The organism is Aliihoeflea aestuarii (genome assembly GCF_024105665.1).
Classification (GTDB): domain Bacteria; phylum Pseudomonadota; class Alphaproteobacteria; order Rhizobiales; family Rhizobiaceae; genus Aliihoeflea; species Aliihoeflea aestuarii.
The window spans coordinates 94,113-110,421 of the sequence record NZ_JAAAMK010000009.1 but is presented as its reverse complement, the minus strand read 5'-3'; the positions used below and the strand labels follow the sequence as shown (position 1 = coordinate 110,421).

General features: G+C 63.6%; 16 protein-coding genes. 5 read left to right on the top strand and 11 right to left on the bottom strand.

Annotation, left to right across the window (positions count from 1 at the left end; all coding sequences use genetic code 11):
• Positions 1-31: 31 nt before the first annotated feature.
• From GTW25_RS16605 to GTW25_RS16595, 3 genes are read left to right on the top strand one after another with little or no spacing between them, the layout of a single operon-like run.
• On the top strand, positions 32-592 hold the full coding sequence (locus tag GTW25_RS16605; protein WP_252913330.1) for a hypothetical protein: 561 nt from the start codon (positions 32-34) through the stop codon (positions 590-592).
• Complete coding sequence (hpt, locus tag GTW25_RS16600; RefSeq protein WP_252913329.1) at positions 592-1,137, top strand: hypoxanthine phosphoribosyltransferase; 546 nt, start codon at positions 592-594, stop codon at positions 1,135-1,137. The genes GTW25_RS16605 and hpt overlap by 1 nt, the downstream gene beginning before the upstream one ends.
• Positions 1,134-1,499, top strand: coding sequence for a response regulator (locus GTW25_RS16595; RefSeq protein ID WP_252913328.1), 366 nt, complete (start codon positions 1,134-1,136; stop codon positions 1,497-1,499). The genes hpt and GTW25_RS16595 overlap by 4 nt, the downstream gene beginning before the upstream one ends.
• A 187-nt stretch (positions 1,500-1,686) precedes the next feature.
• Here GTW25_RS16595 and GTW25_RS16590 read toward each other — a convergent pair whose 3' ends face one another.
• The 4 genes from GTW25_RS16590 to argH form a co-directional block, all read right to left on the bottom strand.
• Positions 1,687-4,209 (bottom strand): TIGR02302 family protein, encoded by a 2,523-nt coding sequence (locus tag GTW25_RS16590; protein ID WP_252913327.1) that lies wholly within the window; start codon positions 4,207-4,209, stop codon positions 1,687-1,689.
• A gap of 82 nt (positions 4,210-4,291) precedes the next feature.
• Positions 4,292-5,560, bottom strand: a complete 1,269-nt coding sequence (gene lysA, locus GTW25_RS16585; protein WP_252913326.1) for a diaminopimelate decarboxylase — start codon at positions 5,558-5,560, stop codon at positions 4,292-4,294.
• A gap of 13 nt (positions 5,561-5,573) precedes the next feature.
• Complete coding sequence (locus tag GTW25_RS16580; RefSeq protein ID WP_252913325.1) at positions 5,574-5,786, bottom strand: hypothetical protein; 213 nt, start codon at positions 5,784-5,786, stop codon at positions 5,574-5,576.
• 36 nt (positions 5,787-5,822) lie between these two features.
• The gene (gene argH / locus GTW25_RS16575) at positions 5,823-7,244 is read right to left on the bottom strand and encodes an argininosuccinate lyase (RefSeq protein WP_252913324.1); all 1,422 of its coding nucleotides are present in this window, start codon (positions 7,242-7,244) and stop codon (positions 5,823-5,825) included.
• Between the two features lie 30 nt (positions 7,245-7,274).
• Here argH and tlpA point away from each other — a divergent pair, with 30 nt between their 5' ends.
• Positions 7,275-7,949 (top strand): thiol:disulfide interchange protein TlpA, encoded by a 675-nt coding sequence (tlpA, locus tag GTW25_RS16570; RefSeq protein ID WP_252913323.1) that lies wholly within the window; start codon positions 7,275-7,277, stop codon positions 7,947-7,949.
• Between the two features lie 136 nt (positions 7,950-8,085).
• Here tlpA and GTW25_RS16565 read toward each other — a convergent pair whose 3' ends face one another.
• From GTW25_RS16565 to GTW25_RS16545, 5 genes are all read right to left on the bottom strand, one after another.
• Complete coding sequence (locus tag GTW25_RS16565) at positions 8,086-9,405, bottom strand: branched-chain amino acid ABC transporter permease (RefSeq protein ID WP_252913322.1); 1,320 nt, start codon at positions 9,403-9,405, stop codon at positions 8,086-8,088.
• Positions 9,402-10,403: a branched-chain amino acid ABC transporter permease gene (locus GTW25_RS16560; RefSeq protein ID WP_252913321.1), complete on the bottom strand. Its 1,002-nt coding sequence runs from the start codon at positions 10,401-10,403 to the stop codon at positions 9,402-9,404. Before GTW25_RS16560 ends, GTW25_RS16565 begins: the two co-directional genes overlap by 4 nt.
• A 2-nt stretch (positions 10,404-10,405) precedes the next feature.
• A complete protein-coding gene (locus GTW25_RS16555) occupies positions 10,406-11,110 on the bottom strand; it encodes an ABC transporter ATP-binding protein (protein ID WP_252913320.1) in 705 nt (234 codons plus the stop codon).
• Positions 11,107-11,895, bottom strand: a complete 789-nt coding sequence (locus GTW25_RS16550) for an ABC transporter ATP-binding protein (RefSeq protein ID WP_252913319.1) — start codon at positions 11,893-11,895, stop codon at positions 11,107-11,109. The genes GTW25_RS16555 and GTW25_RS16550 overlap by 4 nt, the downstream gene beginning before the upstream one ends.
• 295 nt (positions 11,896-12,190) lie before the next feature.
• Complete coding sequence (locus GTW25_RS16545; protein ID WP_252913318.1) at positions 12,191-13,393, bottom strand: ABC transporter substrate-binding protein; 1,203 nt, start codon at positions 13,391-13,393, stop codon at positions 12,191-12,193.
• 249 nt (positions 13,394-13,642) lie between these two features.
• On the opposite strand from GTW25_RS16545, the gene GTW25_RS16540 reads away from it, so the two are divergent.
• The gene (locus GTW25_RS16540) at positions 13,643-14,416 is read left to right on the top strand and encodes a GGDEF domain-containing protein (protein ID WP_252913379.1); all 774 of its coding nucleotides are present in this window, start codon (positions 13,643-13,645) and stop codon (positions 14,414-14,416) included.
• Positions 14,417-14,452: 36 nt separating this feature from the next.
• On the opposite strand, the gene GTW25_RS16535 is transcribed toward GTW25_RS16540, so the two are convergent.
• Together GTW25_RS16535 and GTW25_RS16530 are read right to left on the bottom strand one after the other, a co-directional pair.
• A complete protein-coding gene (locus GTW25_RS16535) occupies positions 14,453-15,262 on the bottom strand; it encodes an outer membrane protein (RefSeq protein WP_252913317.1) in 810 nt (269 codons plus the stop codon).
• A gap of 138 nt (positions 15,263-15,400) precedes the next feature.
• Positions 15,401-16,282, bottom strand: coding sequence for a 3-hydroxybutyryl-CoA dehydrogenase (locus GTW25_RS16530; protein ID WP_252913378.1), 882 nt, complete (start codon positions 16,280-16,282; stop codon positions 15,401-15,403).
• Positions 16,283-16,309 lie beyond the last annotated feature (27 nt).

Here is a 16,309-nt window from a genome sequence, read left to right as displayed (position 1 = left end):
ACAAAGAACCGGCAGGAGCTGTCTCATCGCCATGCAGGGCGTTCCCGATCATAGCAGGCTCGTCTCCGGGCAGGTAATCCCTGAGGCGGGAAACGTGCAGACCGCGCGCCGGGCCGTCGAGGAACCTGTTGCGGCAGAGACGCGCTCCGTCGAGAACGGCGAAAGCCAGACACTGAAAGGCCGCAAGGCCAGCCCGCTTCTATTCTGGTCGACCTGCCTTCTCTCCGTCTTCCTTGCGTTCTGGATGTCGGGAGGACACCGGCTCGTACTGGAGCCCTTGGCCGCCACCATCCGCAACGCACCGGCGCAGGCGCTGCAGATCGAGGATGTGACGAGCCGCCTTCTGCGCGCCGACGGCAACGCGCATCTGCTCGTCGAAGGCTCGGTGCGAAACCATGGCGCGAACGCGCTGCCCGTGCCGCCGATCACGATTGCTGTGATGGAAACGGGCGGGGCGACCACGCGCTATTATCTGGAAACCGACCGTTCCCCCCTTGCGCCGGGCGCGAATTACGGGTTTTCCAGCCGTCTCGACGCTCCGGCAAACGGCGTCGCATCCGTATCGATCACGTTTCAGGAAGGAAGCCGCTAATGCCCGTCGTCCGCGGCAAGGATATCGAAGTTCTCTATTCCGCCTCGGCCATCGCCCGGCGCAATCTCGAACTCGCCAAGGAAATCGCCGAGCGGGATTACGAGGACCTCTTGGTCATCTCGATCCTCAAGGGTTCGTTCATCTTCGCCGCCGATCTCATCCGCGCCATGCACGATACGGGACTGTCGCCGGAAGTGGAGTTCATCTTCATTTCCAGCTACGGCGCGGGGACGACGAGCGGCGAAGTGCGGGTGCTGCGCGACATCGACAACGAGGTCGCCGGGCGCGACGTGCTCCTGATCGACGACATTCTGGAATCGGGCAAGACGCTGAAATTCACGCGCGAACTGATGATGTCGCGCGGCGCGAAAAGCGTTTCCATCGCCGTGCTGCTCGACAAGACGATGCGCCGGCAGACCGATCTCGACGCCGATTTCACCGGTTTCGAGTGTCCCGACTATTTCGTCGTCGGCTACGGCATGGATGTCGCCCACGCCTTCCGCGAACTGCCTTTCGTGGGCGTGGTCAAGGGAGATGCGGAATGAAGCGCATTCTGGTCGTCGAGGACGATGCCTCGGTCCGTGCATTTACGGCGCGCGCGCTCGCGGTCGACGGGCATCTGGTCGAAATCGCGGAAGACGGGATGGAGGGGCTTGAGATTCTGACCCGCGAGGCGGGGGCTTACGATCTCGTGCTGTCAGACATCCGCATGCCGGCCATGGACGGCATCGAAATGGCGAAAGAGGCGAAAGCGACCTTCCCGGCGCTGCGCATCCTGCTGATGACCGGCTACGCCGACCAGCGCGAGCGGGCGAGCGATCTCGAACGCGTCGTGCTCGATGTCGTCGACAAGCCGTTTACGCTCGCCGATATCCGCTCGGCGGTATCGCGCGCGCTGATGCATTAAACGCAAGTCGTTCTGGTGCCTGCGTCGAGGCATGGATTCCTGTGACGAGCACAGGAATGACGATGGTAGAGTCGGCAAAGAAAATCTTAGCCGTGTGAGATTGGCATCAACTTTTAATGCCGTCATTCCTGTGCTCGGCACAGGAATCCATGCCTCGCCGTTCATGACAGGCGCAGCGTAACCTCTCTCACCGCATCTCCAGCAGCCGTTCCAGATAATCGCGTTCCAATTCGGGGCTGAGCGCATTGCCCAGCCGCTCGCGGATGGATTCCAGAATCTGCCGCGCGCGCTGGACGTCGATCTCGTCGGGAACGCGGACGGTGTCGCCGAAATCGGGGCCGGTCGTGGCGCGGGGGCGGCCGAGCGGGTCGCGGTCGGCGCCCTGGCGGCTGCGTCCGCCCGGCTGCTGGCCGCCGCCTTCGCCTTCCATGGCCTGCTGCATCTGCTGCATCATGTCCTGCGCGCCGCGCCGCAGCGCCTCAAGCGCCTGGCCCTGCTCGCCGACGGCGCGTTCGCCCTGGCCTTCGCCGAGCGCATCGCCGGCGCGGCCCATCGCCTCGCCGGATTCGCCGAAGCCCTCGCCGGGCTCGAGCCCCATGCCTTCCAGCGCCTCCATCATCGCCTGAAGATCCTGCTGAATCTGACCCTGTCCCTCCTGTAGCTGGCGCATCGCGTCGGCGAAGTCCTCGGGCGACATCTGGCCGCCCTGACCCGGCTCGACCTGTTCGCCCTGCTGCATGCGGAAGGTCTCGTTCATCAGTTCCTGCTGGCGGCGCATGAGTTCGCCCAACTGGTTGAGCTGCTGGTTCATTTCGCTCTGCTCGCCGCCGCCCTGCTGTTGTTGCTGGTTGCCGGCCTGCAGATTGTTCATCATGTCCTGAAGCTGCGACAGGAGTTCCTGCGCTTCGTCGCGCGCGCCGGACCGGGCGAGGTTCTCGATCTGGTCCATCATCCGCTCCAGATCGCTCTGGCTCAATTGCTGCATGTCATCCGGCATCGGCATGGCCGATTGCGGGTTCTGCATGGCGCGCTCGGCGAATTCACGCAGAAACTCCTGCATCGCCTCGCGCAATTCGGCCATCAGTTCGGCGATCTCCTCGTCGGACGCGCCGTCCTCGAGCGCTTCCTGCAAGGCTTCCTGCGCCATGCGCAGACGTCGTTCGGCATCGCTCAGCGCACCGTCCTCAATGGTGACGGCGATTTCCCACAGATAATCGACCACGCCGCGCAACTGGTCGTCCGTGCGCGCTTCATCGAGCCGCGAGCGGGCCGCCATGATGCCGAGATAATGCGTCAGTTCCGGGATCGTGTCCTCGGGGCGCAACGTGATCGCATCCATCAGATCCACGACGCGCGGCTTGGCGTTGGCGTCGAGCGCCAGTATCTGGCGCTGTTCGATGAGCGCGAGCGCCAGCGGATTGCGGAAGGGGCGCTCGGGGAGGGTGAAGCGCGTCGGTTCGCTTCGACCCGTCTGTGCCGCGCCGTCCTCAGCCTCCAGCACCATCTCGACAAGCGTTCCCGCCCACGGATGATCAGTCAGGTCGCGCGAGGTGCGCGCGGCGTTGTCCTCGCCACTGCGGCGGGGAAGCGTCAGGCGCATTTCGGGCGCGTCGTAGAGCGGGCGTGCGTTTTCCACCGCGTCCGCAGGTTCGAAGAGCGCCTGCGCCGATGCGACGCCGTAATCGTCGCTCACCTCGTAGTTCAACTGCAACGTGCCGTTGGCTGCCTGCGTCGGCTCGTCGGTCAGGTTGATTACGGGCGGATCGTCGGGCGTCACGTTGAACGACCATGACGCGATGTCGTCGCCTTCCGCGCCGCGTTTCAAGGAGAGGAGCCCGTCCGCGTCCAGCACGCCGGAGAACTGGCTTGCGGCGGCCGTCGTGCCGCGGCGGGGCGTCGTCTCCGTTACGGTCTCGGATTGAAGCGCCGTCTCGGCGGCGGTGTGGGCATCGAGAAAAACGAGTTGCTCCGAGCCGGAGCCGCCCATGACGCGGACCGCGACATTGGACCCTTGCGGCACGGTGAACATGGATTGCTCGCGGTTCGCCTCGGCCGTCAGATAGAGCGGCGCCTGCCCGGTATAGGCCGGCGGCGTGACCCATGCGTCGATGCGCGGGGGAACGGATTGCGGCCCGGCAGCAGCGCGGAAGCCATCGCCCAGCGAGCCGCCGCCGGGACCGAGCGAATAGGCGAAGGCGACGACCAGAAGGAGCGGCGCGATGGCGCGCAGCGCCCATGGATCGCGCTCGGGAATGCGCGTGTGCGGAAGCTGGCCGCGCAAGCCGGTCAGTTGCGCCGACAGGCGCTTGCGATGCTCCTGCCAGAGCGCGGCGGCAAATGGGTCCGCATCTCCCGCAAGCCGGTCGTCCTGGCTGCGGAGCGGCGCGTGGCGCAGGGCATTGGCGGTTTCGATACGCCGGTCGACATCGCTGGATGACGGAAGACGCATGGCGCGCAGCGGCCAGAGCGCGGCGATGGCAGCGATGGCGAAAAGCGCGACGAGGATGAGGCGTGGCCAATCCGGCAGGAGACGGAAAACGCCGAGCCATGAAAGGCTGACGAACAGGCTGATGACGGTCAACAGGGGCAGGACGAGCGGCCAGAGGCGTTCGGTCAGGATCGTCGCCCGCGTGGCGAGCCGCGTGCGCCGCAGGCCGACGATGCGGCCCGGCCTGAAAAGTTCGCTCAATCTGAGGCGCTCAAATGCCATTCGCCGTCCTTGCGTTCACCGGGCAGGATAACAGCAAACGCGGCGAAGGCGAGGCCGGCCACCAAATCGTGAAATGCGGGTGCTATTCCAGCCAGTCCGGCACTGAATCGAGGCCGATCAGGTCGTCATAGGTCGGGCGCGGGCGCACGACATGGAAACGATCGCCGGAAACCAACACTTCGGGCACCAAAAGGCGCGAATTGTAGGTGCCGGCCTGGACCGCACCATAGGCGCCGGCCGTCGCTACGTAGATCAGGTCGCCCGCTTTCATCGCCGGCAGGTCGCGAGCCTGTCCGAGATAGTCACCGGTCTCACAGACCGGGCCGACGATGTCGACAATCATGCGCGCGGCCTCCATGCCCGGTTCCACGACGGGACGGATTTCGTGGAACGCATCGTAAAGCGTCGGCCGCACGAGATCGTTCATCGCCGCATCGACGATCAGGAAGTTCTTCGCCTCGCCTTCCTTCACATAGATGATCTGGCTGACGAGAATGCCGGCATTTCCGGCGATCAGGCGTCCGGGTTCGAAGATCACCTTGAGCCCGAGCGGCTTCAGGCGGCGGCGAACCGTCTCGGCATAGGCGTCCGGCAAGGGCGGGGGCTGGTTGTCGAAATGATAGGGGATGCCCAGCCCGCCGCCGATATCCACATGCTCGATCGCATGACCGTCGGCTTTGAGCTGGCCGACGAGGTCGATCAGCAGCGCGATGGCATCGTCGAACGGCTGGAGTTCGGTGATCTGGCTGCCGATATGGGTGTCGATGCCGATGATCTTGAGGCCCGGCAGTTCGGCGGCGCGCGCATAGGCCGCGCGGGCGCGCTTCCAGGCGATGCCGAATTTGTTCTCGGCCTTGCCGGTCGAAATCTTCACGTGGGTCTTCGCATCGACATCCGGGTTGATTCGCAGCGACACCGGCGCGGTCCTGCCGGCCATCTGCGCGCGTTCGGACAGGAGTTCGAGTTCGGACTCGGATTCGACGTTGAAGCAATGGATGTCTGCGGAAAGCGCGAGATCCATCTCCCGCGCGGTCTTGCCGACGCCGGAAAACACGATTCTTTGCGCGGGGATGCCGGCCGCCAGCGCGCGGCGCAATTCGCCCTCCGAGACCACGTCGGCGCCTGCGCCGAGATTTGCGAGCGTCTTCAGGACCGCCTGGTTGGAGTTGGCCTTCATCGCGTAGCAGACGAGTGCGTCCATGTCCGCGAAGGCATCCGCGAAGACCTTATAGTGGCGCGTCAACGTGGCAGTGGAGTAGCAGTAGAATGGCGTGCCGATTTCGGCCGCGATGTCGAGCACGGATACGTCCTCGGCATGCAGCACACCGTTGCGATAATCGAAATGGTTCACGGGCGATGCTTCTTTAGAGAAGGCGGTCGAGGATGAACGGGCGATCGGCGACCGGCGGTGTCGGCTCCGGCGGCAAGGGCTGGTCGTTGTCGGCAGCTTCCTGACGGGCGTCGATTGCCGCCTGATAGGGCGTGTCCAGCGAGCCGGGGCGGCGACCGCAGGCCGAAACGGCGACGGATACTGCCATCACGAGTGCGAGCGACGCGAAAAACCTGCCTGATGCCATGAGCCTCGTCCGGATCGATGCGATTGATGTTCGTCTTTAGCGAAGTTTGGCGCGGCCTGCATCCTGTTTCAGACGCTTTCGCCAGTAGCTTATCTGGCGGCGCACTTCCTGCGGAGCGGTGCCGCCGAAGGAGGTGCGGCTTTTCACCGACGCCTGCACGGAGAGAACCGAGAAGATGTCGTCGGTGATGCGCTCGTCGATGGCCTTCAGGTCGACGAGCGACAGCCGGTCGAGCGTCACCTTTTTTTCCTCCGCCAGCGCGACGGCGCGGCCCGTCACATGATGCGCCTCGCGGAAGGGCAGGCCCGCTTCGCGCACCAGCCAGTCGGCAAGGTCGGTCGCGGTGGAATAGCCGGAGCCGGCCGCCTTCTTCATCGCGGCGCTCTGGACGGTCATGTCGGAAATCATGCCGGTCATGGCGGCGACCATCAGGTCGAGCGTTTCGGCCGCGTCGAATACGGCTTCCTTGTCTTCCTGCATGTCCTTCGAATAGGCGAGCGGCAGGCCCTTCATGACCGTCAAAAGCGCGATCATGTGGCCGTTGATGCGGCCGGTCTTGGCACGGATGAGTTCGGCGGCGTCCGGGTTCTTCTTCTGCGGCATGATGGAGGAGCCGGTCGAATACTGGTCGGACAGGCGCACGAAGCCGAATTGCGGTGTCGACCAGATGACGATCTCTTCGGCTAGACGCGACAGATGCGTCGCGCAGATCGACGCGGTCGACAGAAATTCGAGCGCGAAATCGCGGTCGGACACGGTATCGATTGAGTTGCGGGTCGGTTCGCGGAAGCCGAGCGCTTTCGCCGTCATCTGGCGATCGATCGGAAAGCCGGTGCCGGCAAGGGCGGCTGCGCCAAGCGGCGATTCGTCCATGCGCTCGATTGCATCGCGCACGCGCGACAGGTCGCGCCCGAACATCTCGACATAGGCCATGCAGTGATGGCCGAAAGTGACGGGCTGGGCGGTCTGGAGATGGGTGAAGCCGGGCATGACGGTCGCGGCGTGTTCTTCCGCGCGGGTCAGGAATGCGTCGATCAGGCCGGTCAGCGCGGCATCGAGGCGCTGCAATTCCTCCTTCACCCAAAGGCGGAAATCCAGTGCCACCTGGTCATTGCGCGAGCGGGCCGTGTGAAGCCGTCCGGCGGCGGGGCCGATCAGGTCGGCGAGCCGCGCCTCGACATTCATGTGGATGTCTTCGAGGCGCGCCGAAAACTCGAACGTGCCGGCTTCGATTTCCTGCTTGATCTGGTTCAGGCCGCCAACGATCTTGTCGCGGTCCTCGGTCGTGATGATGCCTTGCTCTGCCAGCATGTCCGCCTGTGCGAGCGAGCCGCGGATGTCCTGCGCGTAAAGCTTCCTGTCGAAGCCGATGGAGGCGTTGATCGCTTCCATGATCGCGGCTGGACCCGAGGCAAATCGTCCGCCCCACATCTGGTTGCTGGCCTTCTTTTCGCTCATCGTGATATTCCGCGTCCCCGGAGACAGATTATGGCTAATGGACAATCGAACCTTCCGACGGGCCGGCTGATCGGGCTCGCGGCCGTCGCCGGCGTTTTGGCCGGTGCGCTCGGCGTATACGTGATGGGCGGGCCATCTGGCAACAACGAGCAGGCTCCCGCGACTGCCGCAGTCGATCCCGCCGCTGCCGCCGCCTGTGAGGCGAAGACCGAAAAGGTCGCACTGCTCGACCCGCTGATCACAGGTGAAGTGGCGGCGATGCTGCCGGCCGATCCGCCGCGCCTCGTCGGCGATCTCGCCTTCAACGACCCGCAGGGCACAAGAATGCAACTCAGCGATATCGGCAAGGTGACGCTCGTCAATCTTTGGGCGACGTGGTGCGCGCCGTGCCGCGAGGAGATGCCGGCGCTGAACGAGTTGCAGGACGAAATGGGCGGCGAGACGTTCGAGGTCGTCGCCGTCAATGTCGATACCGGCGACGACGAGAAGCCGACCGCGTTTCTCGACGAGATCGGCGTCGCCTCGCTCGGCTATTACCGCGACAACACACTCGGGATCTTCAACGAACTTCGCCGCCGCAACCTGGCGCTCGGCCTGCCGGTAACGCTGCTGGTCGATGCCGACGGCTGCCTGCTCGGCCACATGAACGGGCCGGCCGAATGGGCGAGCGAGGACGCGAAGGCGCTGATCGAAGCGGCGATTTGAGAGAGTTCGGCGCCGTGGTGCAGGTGGGACGGTTGAGGCATGGATTCCTGTGCTCGTCACAGGAATCTATTCCTCGACGTTAAAACCGCTCAAGTCACTCAAACAAAAGGGCGGCTCGATGCCGCCCTTTTTCGTGTCAGTGCCTGGCGCGTGAGACGCGCTCGGGGATCAGCCCGCGCGGTGCAAAGCGCAGGCACAGCAGCAGGATGAGGCCCATCATCAGCGGTCGCATATAGGGTGCGGCGTCGACGAGATGGAGCCGGAGCGCGTTCGTGGGGCCGAGACCCGAGGTCAGGACCGACATCAGCCAGCCGCCGACGGGCTCCGCCTCGACCCAGACGAACCAGATCAGGAAACCGCCGAGGACCGCGCCCCAATTGTTGCCGGACCCGCCGACGATCACCATCACCCAGATCAGGAAGGTGAAACGCAGGGGCTGGTACTGGCCGGGCGTGAACTGTCCGTCGAGCGTCGTCAGCATCGCGCCGGCGACGCCGACCACGGCTGAGCCCAGGACGAAGACCTGGAGATGGCGTTTGGTGACGTTCTTGCCCATCGCGGCGGCGGCGTCGCGGTTGTCGCGGATGGCGCGCATCATGCGGCCCCAGGGCGAGTTCAGGGCCCGTTCGGCGAGGAACATGATGATGATCAGCACGACCGCGAACAGGAGCGCATAGGACACGCGCACATAGAGCGACGAGGCGAAGGCAGGGTGCATTCCCAGCGTCGTGGCGAGGTCGAGGAACCATGGCTGCTGCTGCAACTGCACTTCGTAGGCGACGGGGCGGGGCAGGCCGGCGACGTTCTTGACGCCGCGTGTGAGCCATTCCTCGTTGCGCATGATGGCGATGATGATCTCGGAAATGCCGAGCGTGGCGATGGCCAGATAGTCGGCCCGAAGCCCGAGTGCGACCTTTCCGACGATCCATGCCGCACCGGCCGCAAAAAGGCCGCCGACAAACCACGACAGGACGATCGGCAGGCCGAGGCCGCCGAGATAGCCGGTGCGCGCGGCGTCATAGCTTTCGATGGCGGCTACGGCCGGATCGAAGAAATGGCGGATCACGAAATAGCCGACAACGGCGATCAGGATCGCGATCGCGTTGCCCCGCTTGCCACGAATGCGCGAACGCACCAGCACGATCAGCCCGATGGTGCCCAGCAGCGCGATCGCCGACAGGCCGATACCGACGCCGCCTGCCGACCATGCGCCGGGAACGGGCGGCATCGCGACGAGCACGCCGGCAAGGCCGCCGAGCGCGGCAAAGCCCATGATGCCGACATTGAACAGGCCGGCATAGCCCCACTGAATGTTGACCCCGAGAGCCATGATTGCGGAGATCAGGCACAAATTCAGGATCGTGACGGCAAGCGTCCAGCTCTGGAAAAAGCCGACGATCAGGAGCAGCGCCGCCATGGCGCTGTAGAGAACGATGATGCGGTTGCGATTGCTCACAGCACTCTCCCGCGGAATATGCCGGTCGGCCGGATGAGAAGGACGATCACCAGAATGACGAAGGAGATCGCGAATTTGTATTCGGTGGACAGGAGCTGCACGAGCCCTTCAGGCTGGAAGCCCATATATTCGAGCACCCGCCTGTAGGCGTAGGTCAGCGTCACCTCCGAAAAGGCGACGACGAAGCCGCCCGCGATCGCGCCGATCGGCTGGCCGATGCCGCCGACGATCGCGGCTGCGAACATCGGCAGGAGAAGCTGGAAGTAGGTGAAGGGGCGGAAGCTCTTGTCGAGGCCGTAGAGCACGCCTGCGATGGTCGCCAGCGCCGCCGCGATGATCCACGTCACCCGCACGACCTTGTCCGGGTTGATGCCCGACAGAAGCGCCAGATCCTCATTGTCCGAATAGGCGCGCATGGCCTTGCCGGTGCGCGAATAGTTGAGGAACCAGAACAGGGCGATGACGACGACGACCGCGACGACGACCGTGATCGCGACGGGCAGGCGGATCGCCAGTCCCTCGGCAAGGCCGGTCCATTCACGGAACTCGCGCACCGTGATCAGGAAGCGTTCGCCATCGGCGAAGCGCTGATCGTTGGGGCCGATGATGAGGCGGACGATGCCGTTCAGAATGAACATGACACCGACCGAGGCCATGACCAGCACGATCGAAGCCGATTTTTGCCGCCGATAGAAGCGGAACACGAGGCGATCGATGGCGAGCGACATGAGGATTGCGCCGACAATGCCGATCGGCAGTGCCAGAAGCGCGGTCGGCAATGGCCCGAGCGTGATGCCGGCGCCGATCAGCCACCAGGTCACCAGGATGGTGATCATGGTGCCGAAGGCCATCAGGTCGCCATGGCTGAAATTGGAAAAGCGAAGAATGCCGAAGACGAGCGTGATGCCGAGCGCGCCGAGCGCGAGCTGCGCGCCATAGGCCAGACCCGGCAGGAACACGAAATTGGCGAACATGACGAGGGCATTGAGAAAATCCATCGTCAACCTCCCAGGAACGAGGCGCGAACCTCGGGATTGGCGAGAAGCGCTTCGCCGGTATCGGTGAAGCGGTTGCGACCCTGAACGAGCACGTAGCCGCGATCCGCGATCGCGAGCGCCTGACGCGCGTTCTGCTCCACCATCATGACGGCGATGCCTGTGGCGGCGACGTCGAGGATGCGGTCGAAGAGTTCGTCCATGACGATCGGCGAAACGCCCGCCGTCGGCTCGTCGAGCATCAGGACCGAAGGCTGGGTCATCAGCGCGCGGCCGACCGCGACCTGCTGGCGCTGGCCGCCTGACAGTTCGCCCGCCGGCTGCTTGCGCTTCTCTTTCAGGATCGGGAACAGGTCGAAGACCTGCGCCATCGTGTCGGAGAAATCGTCGGTGCGGATATAGGCGCCCATTTCCAGATTTTCCTGGACGCTCATCGTGACGAAAACGTTGGAGGTCTGCGGCACGAAGCCCATTCCTGCCTTCACGCGATCCTGCGGCGACAGGGTGGTGATGTCCGTCTCGCCGAGGCGCACCTGGCCTTCGCGCAGGCCCAGCATGCCGAACATCGCCTTCATGGCGGTCGACTTGCCCGCGCCGTTGGGGCCGACGATGACGGCGATCTCGCCTTTCTCGACGGCGATGGTGCAGGAGTGGAGAATGTCCGCGCCGCCGTAGCCGCCGGTCATGTTCTCACCGATCAGGAAGCTCATTGGACGGCTCCCTTCTTCGGCCTTTCGCGAAGGCCCGTACCGAGATAGGCCTCGATGACCTGCTCGTTGGCCTTGACCTCGTCGGCGGTGCCTTCGGCCAGCACATGCCCTTCCGCCATCACGATGACGGGGTCGCAAAGACGGCCGATGAAATCCATGTCGTGCTCGATCATGCAGAACGTGTAGCCGCGTTCCTTGTTGAGGCGGATGATCGCATCGCCGAGCGTGTTCAAAAGGGTGCGGTTGACGCCCGCGCCGACCTCGTCGAGAAAGACGATCTTGGCGTCGACCATCATGGTGCGGCCAAGTTCCAGAAGCTTTTTCTGGCCGCCGGAGAGGTTGCCGGCCAGTTCGTCGGCGACGTGGCTGATCTCGAGGAATTCGATGACTTCGTCGGCGCGCCTGCGCACTTCGATTTCGCGTTCGCGAACCTTGCCCGGCCGCAACCACACATCCACGAGCATTTCGCCGGGCTGGGCCGGCGGCACCATCATCAGGTTCTCGCGCACGGTCAGCGTCGAGAATTCGTGCGCGATCTGGAAGGTGCGCAGCAATCCCATGTGGAAAAGCTCGTGCGGCGCCATGCCGGTGATGTCCTCGCCGTCGAGCCAGACCGTACCCGATGTCGGCTTGTAATGACCTGCGATGACGTTGAAGAGCGTGGTCTTTCCGGCACCGTTCGGGCCTATGAGACCGGTGATGGAGCCCTTGGCGATTTCGATGCTTGCGCCATCGACCGCCTTGATGCCCCCAAAATGCATATGCAGATCGTCCACTTTGATCATGCAATTCCCCTTGGCCGCGTTTTTCTTGATTGTGCCGTCGCAAGGGGTGCAATCCGATACGGCAGCCCGTCATGCGCGTTTGCGCATCGGCTCTCGCAACGGTCCCTGACGCTCCCCCGCGCCGGATTTGCAAGGCTACGGCCTGACGCCCCGCAATTCGTGGGAGCGCCAATAGCGATTGAAAACCCAAAAGTCGATAGCGGGACTCAAACAGTCTCGTGAGTGCGACGATTTTGAACGAAAATGGCCCGGCGAGGTTATCGCCGGGCCATAATCTTACACGACTTGCCGAAGATCAGCGATAGCCGACAGTCTTGAACTCGCCGTTCTCGACGATGTACTCGCGGTAGGTGCCGGCAGCTTCGCCGGGGCCGATCAGCTCGACATTGGTGACGCCGACATAGTCGATGTCGCCGCCATCGGCGAGGATCTGGAGGCCCTTGGCAAGCTCACCCGGCAGGATCGGCTCGCCCGGCTCGTTGGCGACCTCGAGGATCGCGTCGCGGATCGCGGTGCGGTCGGCCGAGCCGGCCTTCTGCATGGCGAGCGCGATCAGCGCCGCCGCGTCGTAGCTTTCGCCGGTGTAGGAGCTGGTCGGGTCGAAGCCGGCAGTTTCGGCAAGGCCGGCGAACAGCTCGGAGCCTTCGCCTTCCGCGCCCGGCAGAACGCCGAGCGTGCCTTCGAGATCGTCGCCGATCGCGTCGATCAGGCTCTGGCCGTACATGCCGTCACCGAGCGCGAAGCGATCAAACGCGCCGGTATCGACGGACGAGCGGATGATGCCGACGCCACCCTGGTCGACATAGCCGAGGACGACGAGAAGGTCGCCGCCGGCCGCCGCGAGCGCGCCGACTTCGGCCGAATAGTCACCCTTGCCGTCATCATGCGGAGCGGCGATCGTCACCGTGCCGCCGGCCGCCTCGAAGGCCGCGACGAAGGCGTCGGAGAAGCCCTTGCCGTAGTCGTTGTTGGTGTAGGAAACGGCGACCGACGAGATATCGTTGCTGGTCAGGACTTCGGTCAGAACTTCACCCTGGCGTGCATCCGACGGTGCGGTGCGGAAGAAGTAGTCGTTGTCCTCGATCGTGGTCAGCGCAGGCGACGTCGCCGATGGCGAGATCATGACGACGCCGTTCGGTACGGCGACGGCATTGACGATGCCGATCGTCACGCCAGAGCAGTCGGCACCCATGATGGCGGCGATGTTGTCGGTCGTCACGAGGCGCTCGGCAGCAGCGGTCGCAGCAGCGTTGTCGATGCAGGTGGAATCGGCGCGGATCGGGTTCAACGTCGAGCCGTCGAGCAGAAGGCCGCTTTCATTGACTTCCGAGAAAGCCAGCTCTGCGCCTGCGGCCATGCCCGGCGTGATGCTTTCGAGCGGGCCGGTGAAGCCGAGGATGATGCCGACGTTGATCTCTTCCTGCGCGGATGCGGCGCCGGCTGCCAGCAGGGCCGTGCCTGCCACCGAAGCAGCAAAGATCTTGCGGAAATTGGACATATGCTATGCCTCCCTTTGGAGAGTGTTCCTGAGTCTGGTTTACGCCCGGATCTGGATCGAGCCCGGATTGGGCGGGATATTCCAACCTCGCTTTGCGTTTGTAAAGCCTGGGCAATCGCCATTTGTGCACTGCCTTAACAGGAAGATGGACAGGTCCCGACAAAACGGGCGCTTCGTCTAACCGAATCTTTATTCGCGGCGACTAAAAATCGGGAAAAGCTGACTTGGAGGAGGGACGGCTTGGACAGTATGCCCCCATCCGCGCGTAGCCGGATATCGAGACGCGGCGCATCGATGCTTGCGCGCTGGACGATCTGCGGCACGCTTGGCTGCCTTGCCATTTCGCTGACCTATAACTGGATCGCGTTTCGCAATTTCGACGATGATGCCCTGCGACAGGGTTTGATCAGCGCCGCGGTTTTGCCGATCATCCTCGCGGGGCCGCTGTTTTTCTACCTGACGCTCAAGATGCGGGAGCTGGCGAGTGCGAACCATCAGCTTGCCGAACTCGCATCAACCGATCATCTGACGAAATGCCTCAACCGGCGTGCGCTGGTCGCGCATGTCGAAAAGGCGATGCAGCACAGCGGCGATGCCGCGCAAGGCGCGCTGTTGATGATCGACGCCGATCATTTCAAGCAGATCAACGATACGTATGGCCACGACCGGGGCGATGTCGCGCTCGTGCGGATCGCGACGGTCATCCGCCAATGCGTGCGGCAGGGCGATCTGGTGGGTCGCGTGGGAGGGGAGGAATTCGCCGTCATGGTGCGCGGTGTCACCGCCGCCGAGGCGGTCGGGATCGCTCACCGAATCCGGCGCGCCGTCGAGAATATGCCGATCGAGATGCCGTGCGGCACGATGCATCGCCTGACGATCAGCATCGGCTGCGCGCCTTTCGTCGGGAAAACGACCTTTCGCGCAATGTTCTCGACAGCGGATCATATGCTTTACGAGGCGAAGGCGGCGGGTCGCAACCGCGTCGCGGCCCGGATGGAATCGGAAATGAAAAAGGCCGGCTGAACGCCGGCCTTTCGCTGTTGCAATGTCGTCCCGCGATCAGAAGCGGTACGAAATCTTTGCCGTGACGGTGTGGAAGTCGAAATCCGACGGCTCCAGCGTCGTGCCGGGTGCCGGGTTCGCACTGCCCGGACCGCCGAAGGGGCCGCCCGTCAGGTTCGCCTGGAAGTCGTTGCTGAAGCGCGTGTAGAGATACTCGACGCCGATCGACAGATTGTCGGTCAGCATCGTCTCCAAACCGCCACCGACCGTGTAGCCGAAGCTGTCGGTATCGCCGCTGGTGGTAAAGGACGCAGGCGAGGCGGCTCCCTGAATGTAGGCGATGTCGAAATCGCCATAGGCTGCACCACCGGTGACGTAGGCGAGCCAGCGGTTGTCGGCGAAGGTGTAGCCGAGACGCGCACGCAACGTCGCCATATAGTTCATATCACGTACGAACGTGTATTCGGCCGGCGAGCGGGAGAAGATGCTCTCGACGCTGCTGACATCCGTGTAGTTGATGTCGAGGACGCCGCCGAAGACGATGTTTCCGCGCTGCCAGTCATAACCGATATGTGCACCGCCGACGAAGCCGTCGGAGAAGTCGCTCGCCCGTGCGATGCTGGAGCCCGCCGGATCACCGAGCGGGGTGAAAGCCGTTATCAGCGGACCGAAGGTGAATGGCGAGATCGATACATCCCCGGCGGAACCGAATCCGTAACCGGCCTGAACACCGGCGTAGAAACCTTCCCAGCTAACGCCCGATACCACATTCATCGGCATCGGAGCTGGTTCTTGGTAGATCACGTCAGCAGCCATCGCGGTGCTGGCAGCAAGCGAGGCAAAGCCCGCAATTAAAATGCGCTTCATTAGGGAATCCCTCCAGTGAGAACGACGCAGCAACGGAGAGGATGTCAGAAAGTTGCGCAATCAAGAGTAAACTGTGACGTGATGATGACTGAAATTCGACGCGGTGGCTGAAATGCCACAATTTAGGGTTGCCTAATTTTAGCGCGTCGGCACCGGATGTTCGCCGCGATAATCGTAAAAGCCGCGTCCGGCCTTGCGGCCGAGCCAACCCGCCTCGACATATTTCACCAGGAGCGGGCAGGGGCGGTATTTCGAATCCGCCAACCCGTCATAGAGCACCTGCATGATGGACAGGCACGTATCGAGGCCGATGAAGTCTGCAAGCTGAAGCGGTCCCATCGGATGATTCGCGCCGAGCTTCATGGCCGTGTCGATCGCCTCGACGGACCCGACGCCCTCATAGAGCGTGTAGATAGCCTCGTTGATCATCGGCAACAGGATGCGGTTGACGATGAAGGCAGGGAAATCTTCTGCCACGGTGATCGTCTTGTCGAGGCTGTTGATGAAGTCGCGCGCGCTTTCGAAGGTCGAATCCTCGGTCGCGATGCCGCGAACAAGCTCGACGAGCTTCATGACCGGAACCGGGTTCATGAAATGGATGCCGATGAAGCGTTCGGGCCGATCCGTCTGCGCGGCAAGCCGCGTGATCGAGATCGACGACGTGTTGGTCGCCAGGATCGCTTCGGGATTGAGGAGCGGACAAAGCTGCGCATAGATCTTGCGCTTGATCGTTTCGTCCTCGCTGGCCGCCTCGATGACGAGGTCGCAATCGGCCAGGTCCTGCAATTCGGCCGCCGGCGCAATGGCGGCAAGCGCTTTCTGGCGAAGCGGCTCCTCCAGTTTTCCGGACGAGACCTGACGGGCGAGGTTGCCGCTGATCGTGGCGATGCCGGATTCGATCCGGTCCGACGAGATGTCGTAGAGCTTGACGCCATAGCCCGCCATGGCTGCGACATGCGCGATGCCGCCGCCCATCTGTCCGGCGCCGATCACGCCGATCGTCCTGATCGTTCCTGTCATCGTCATGCAATCCCGTCGAGACGCGCC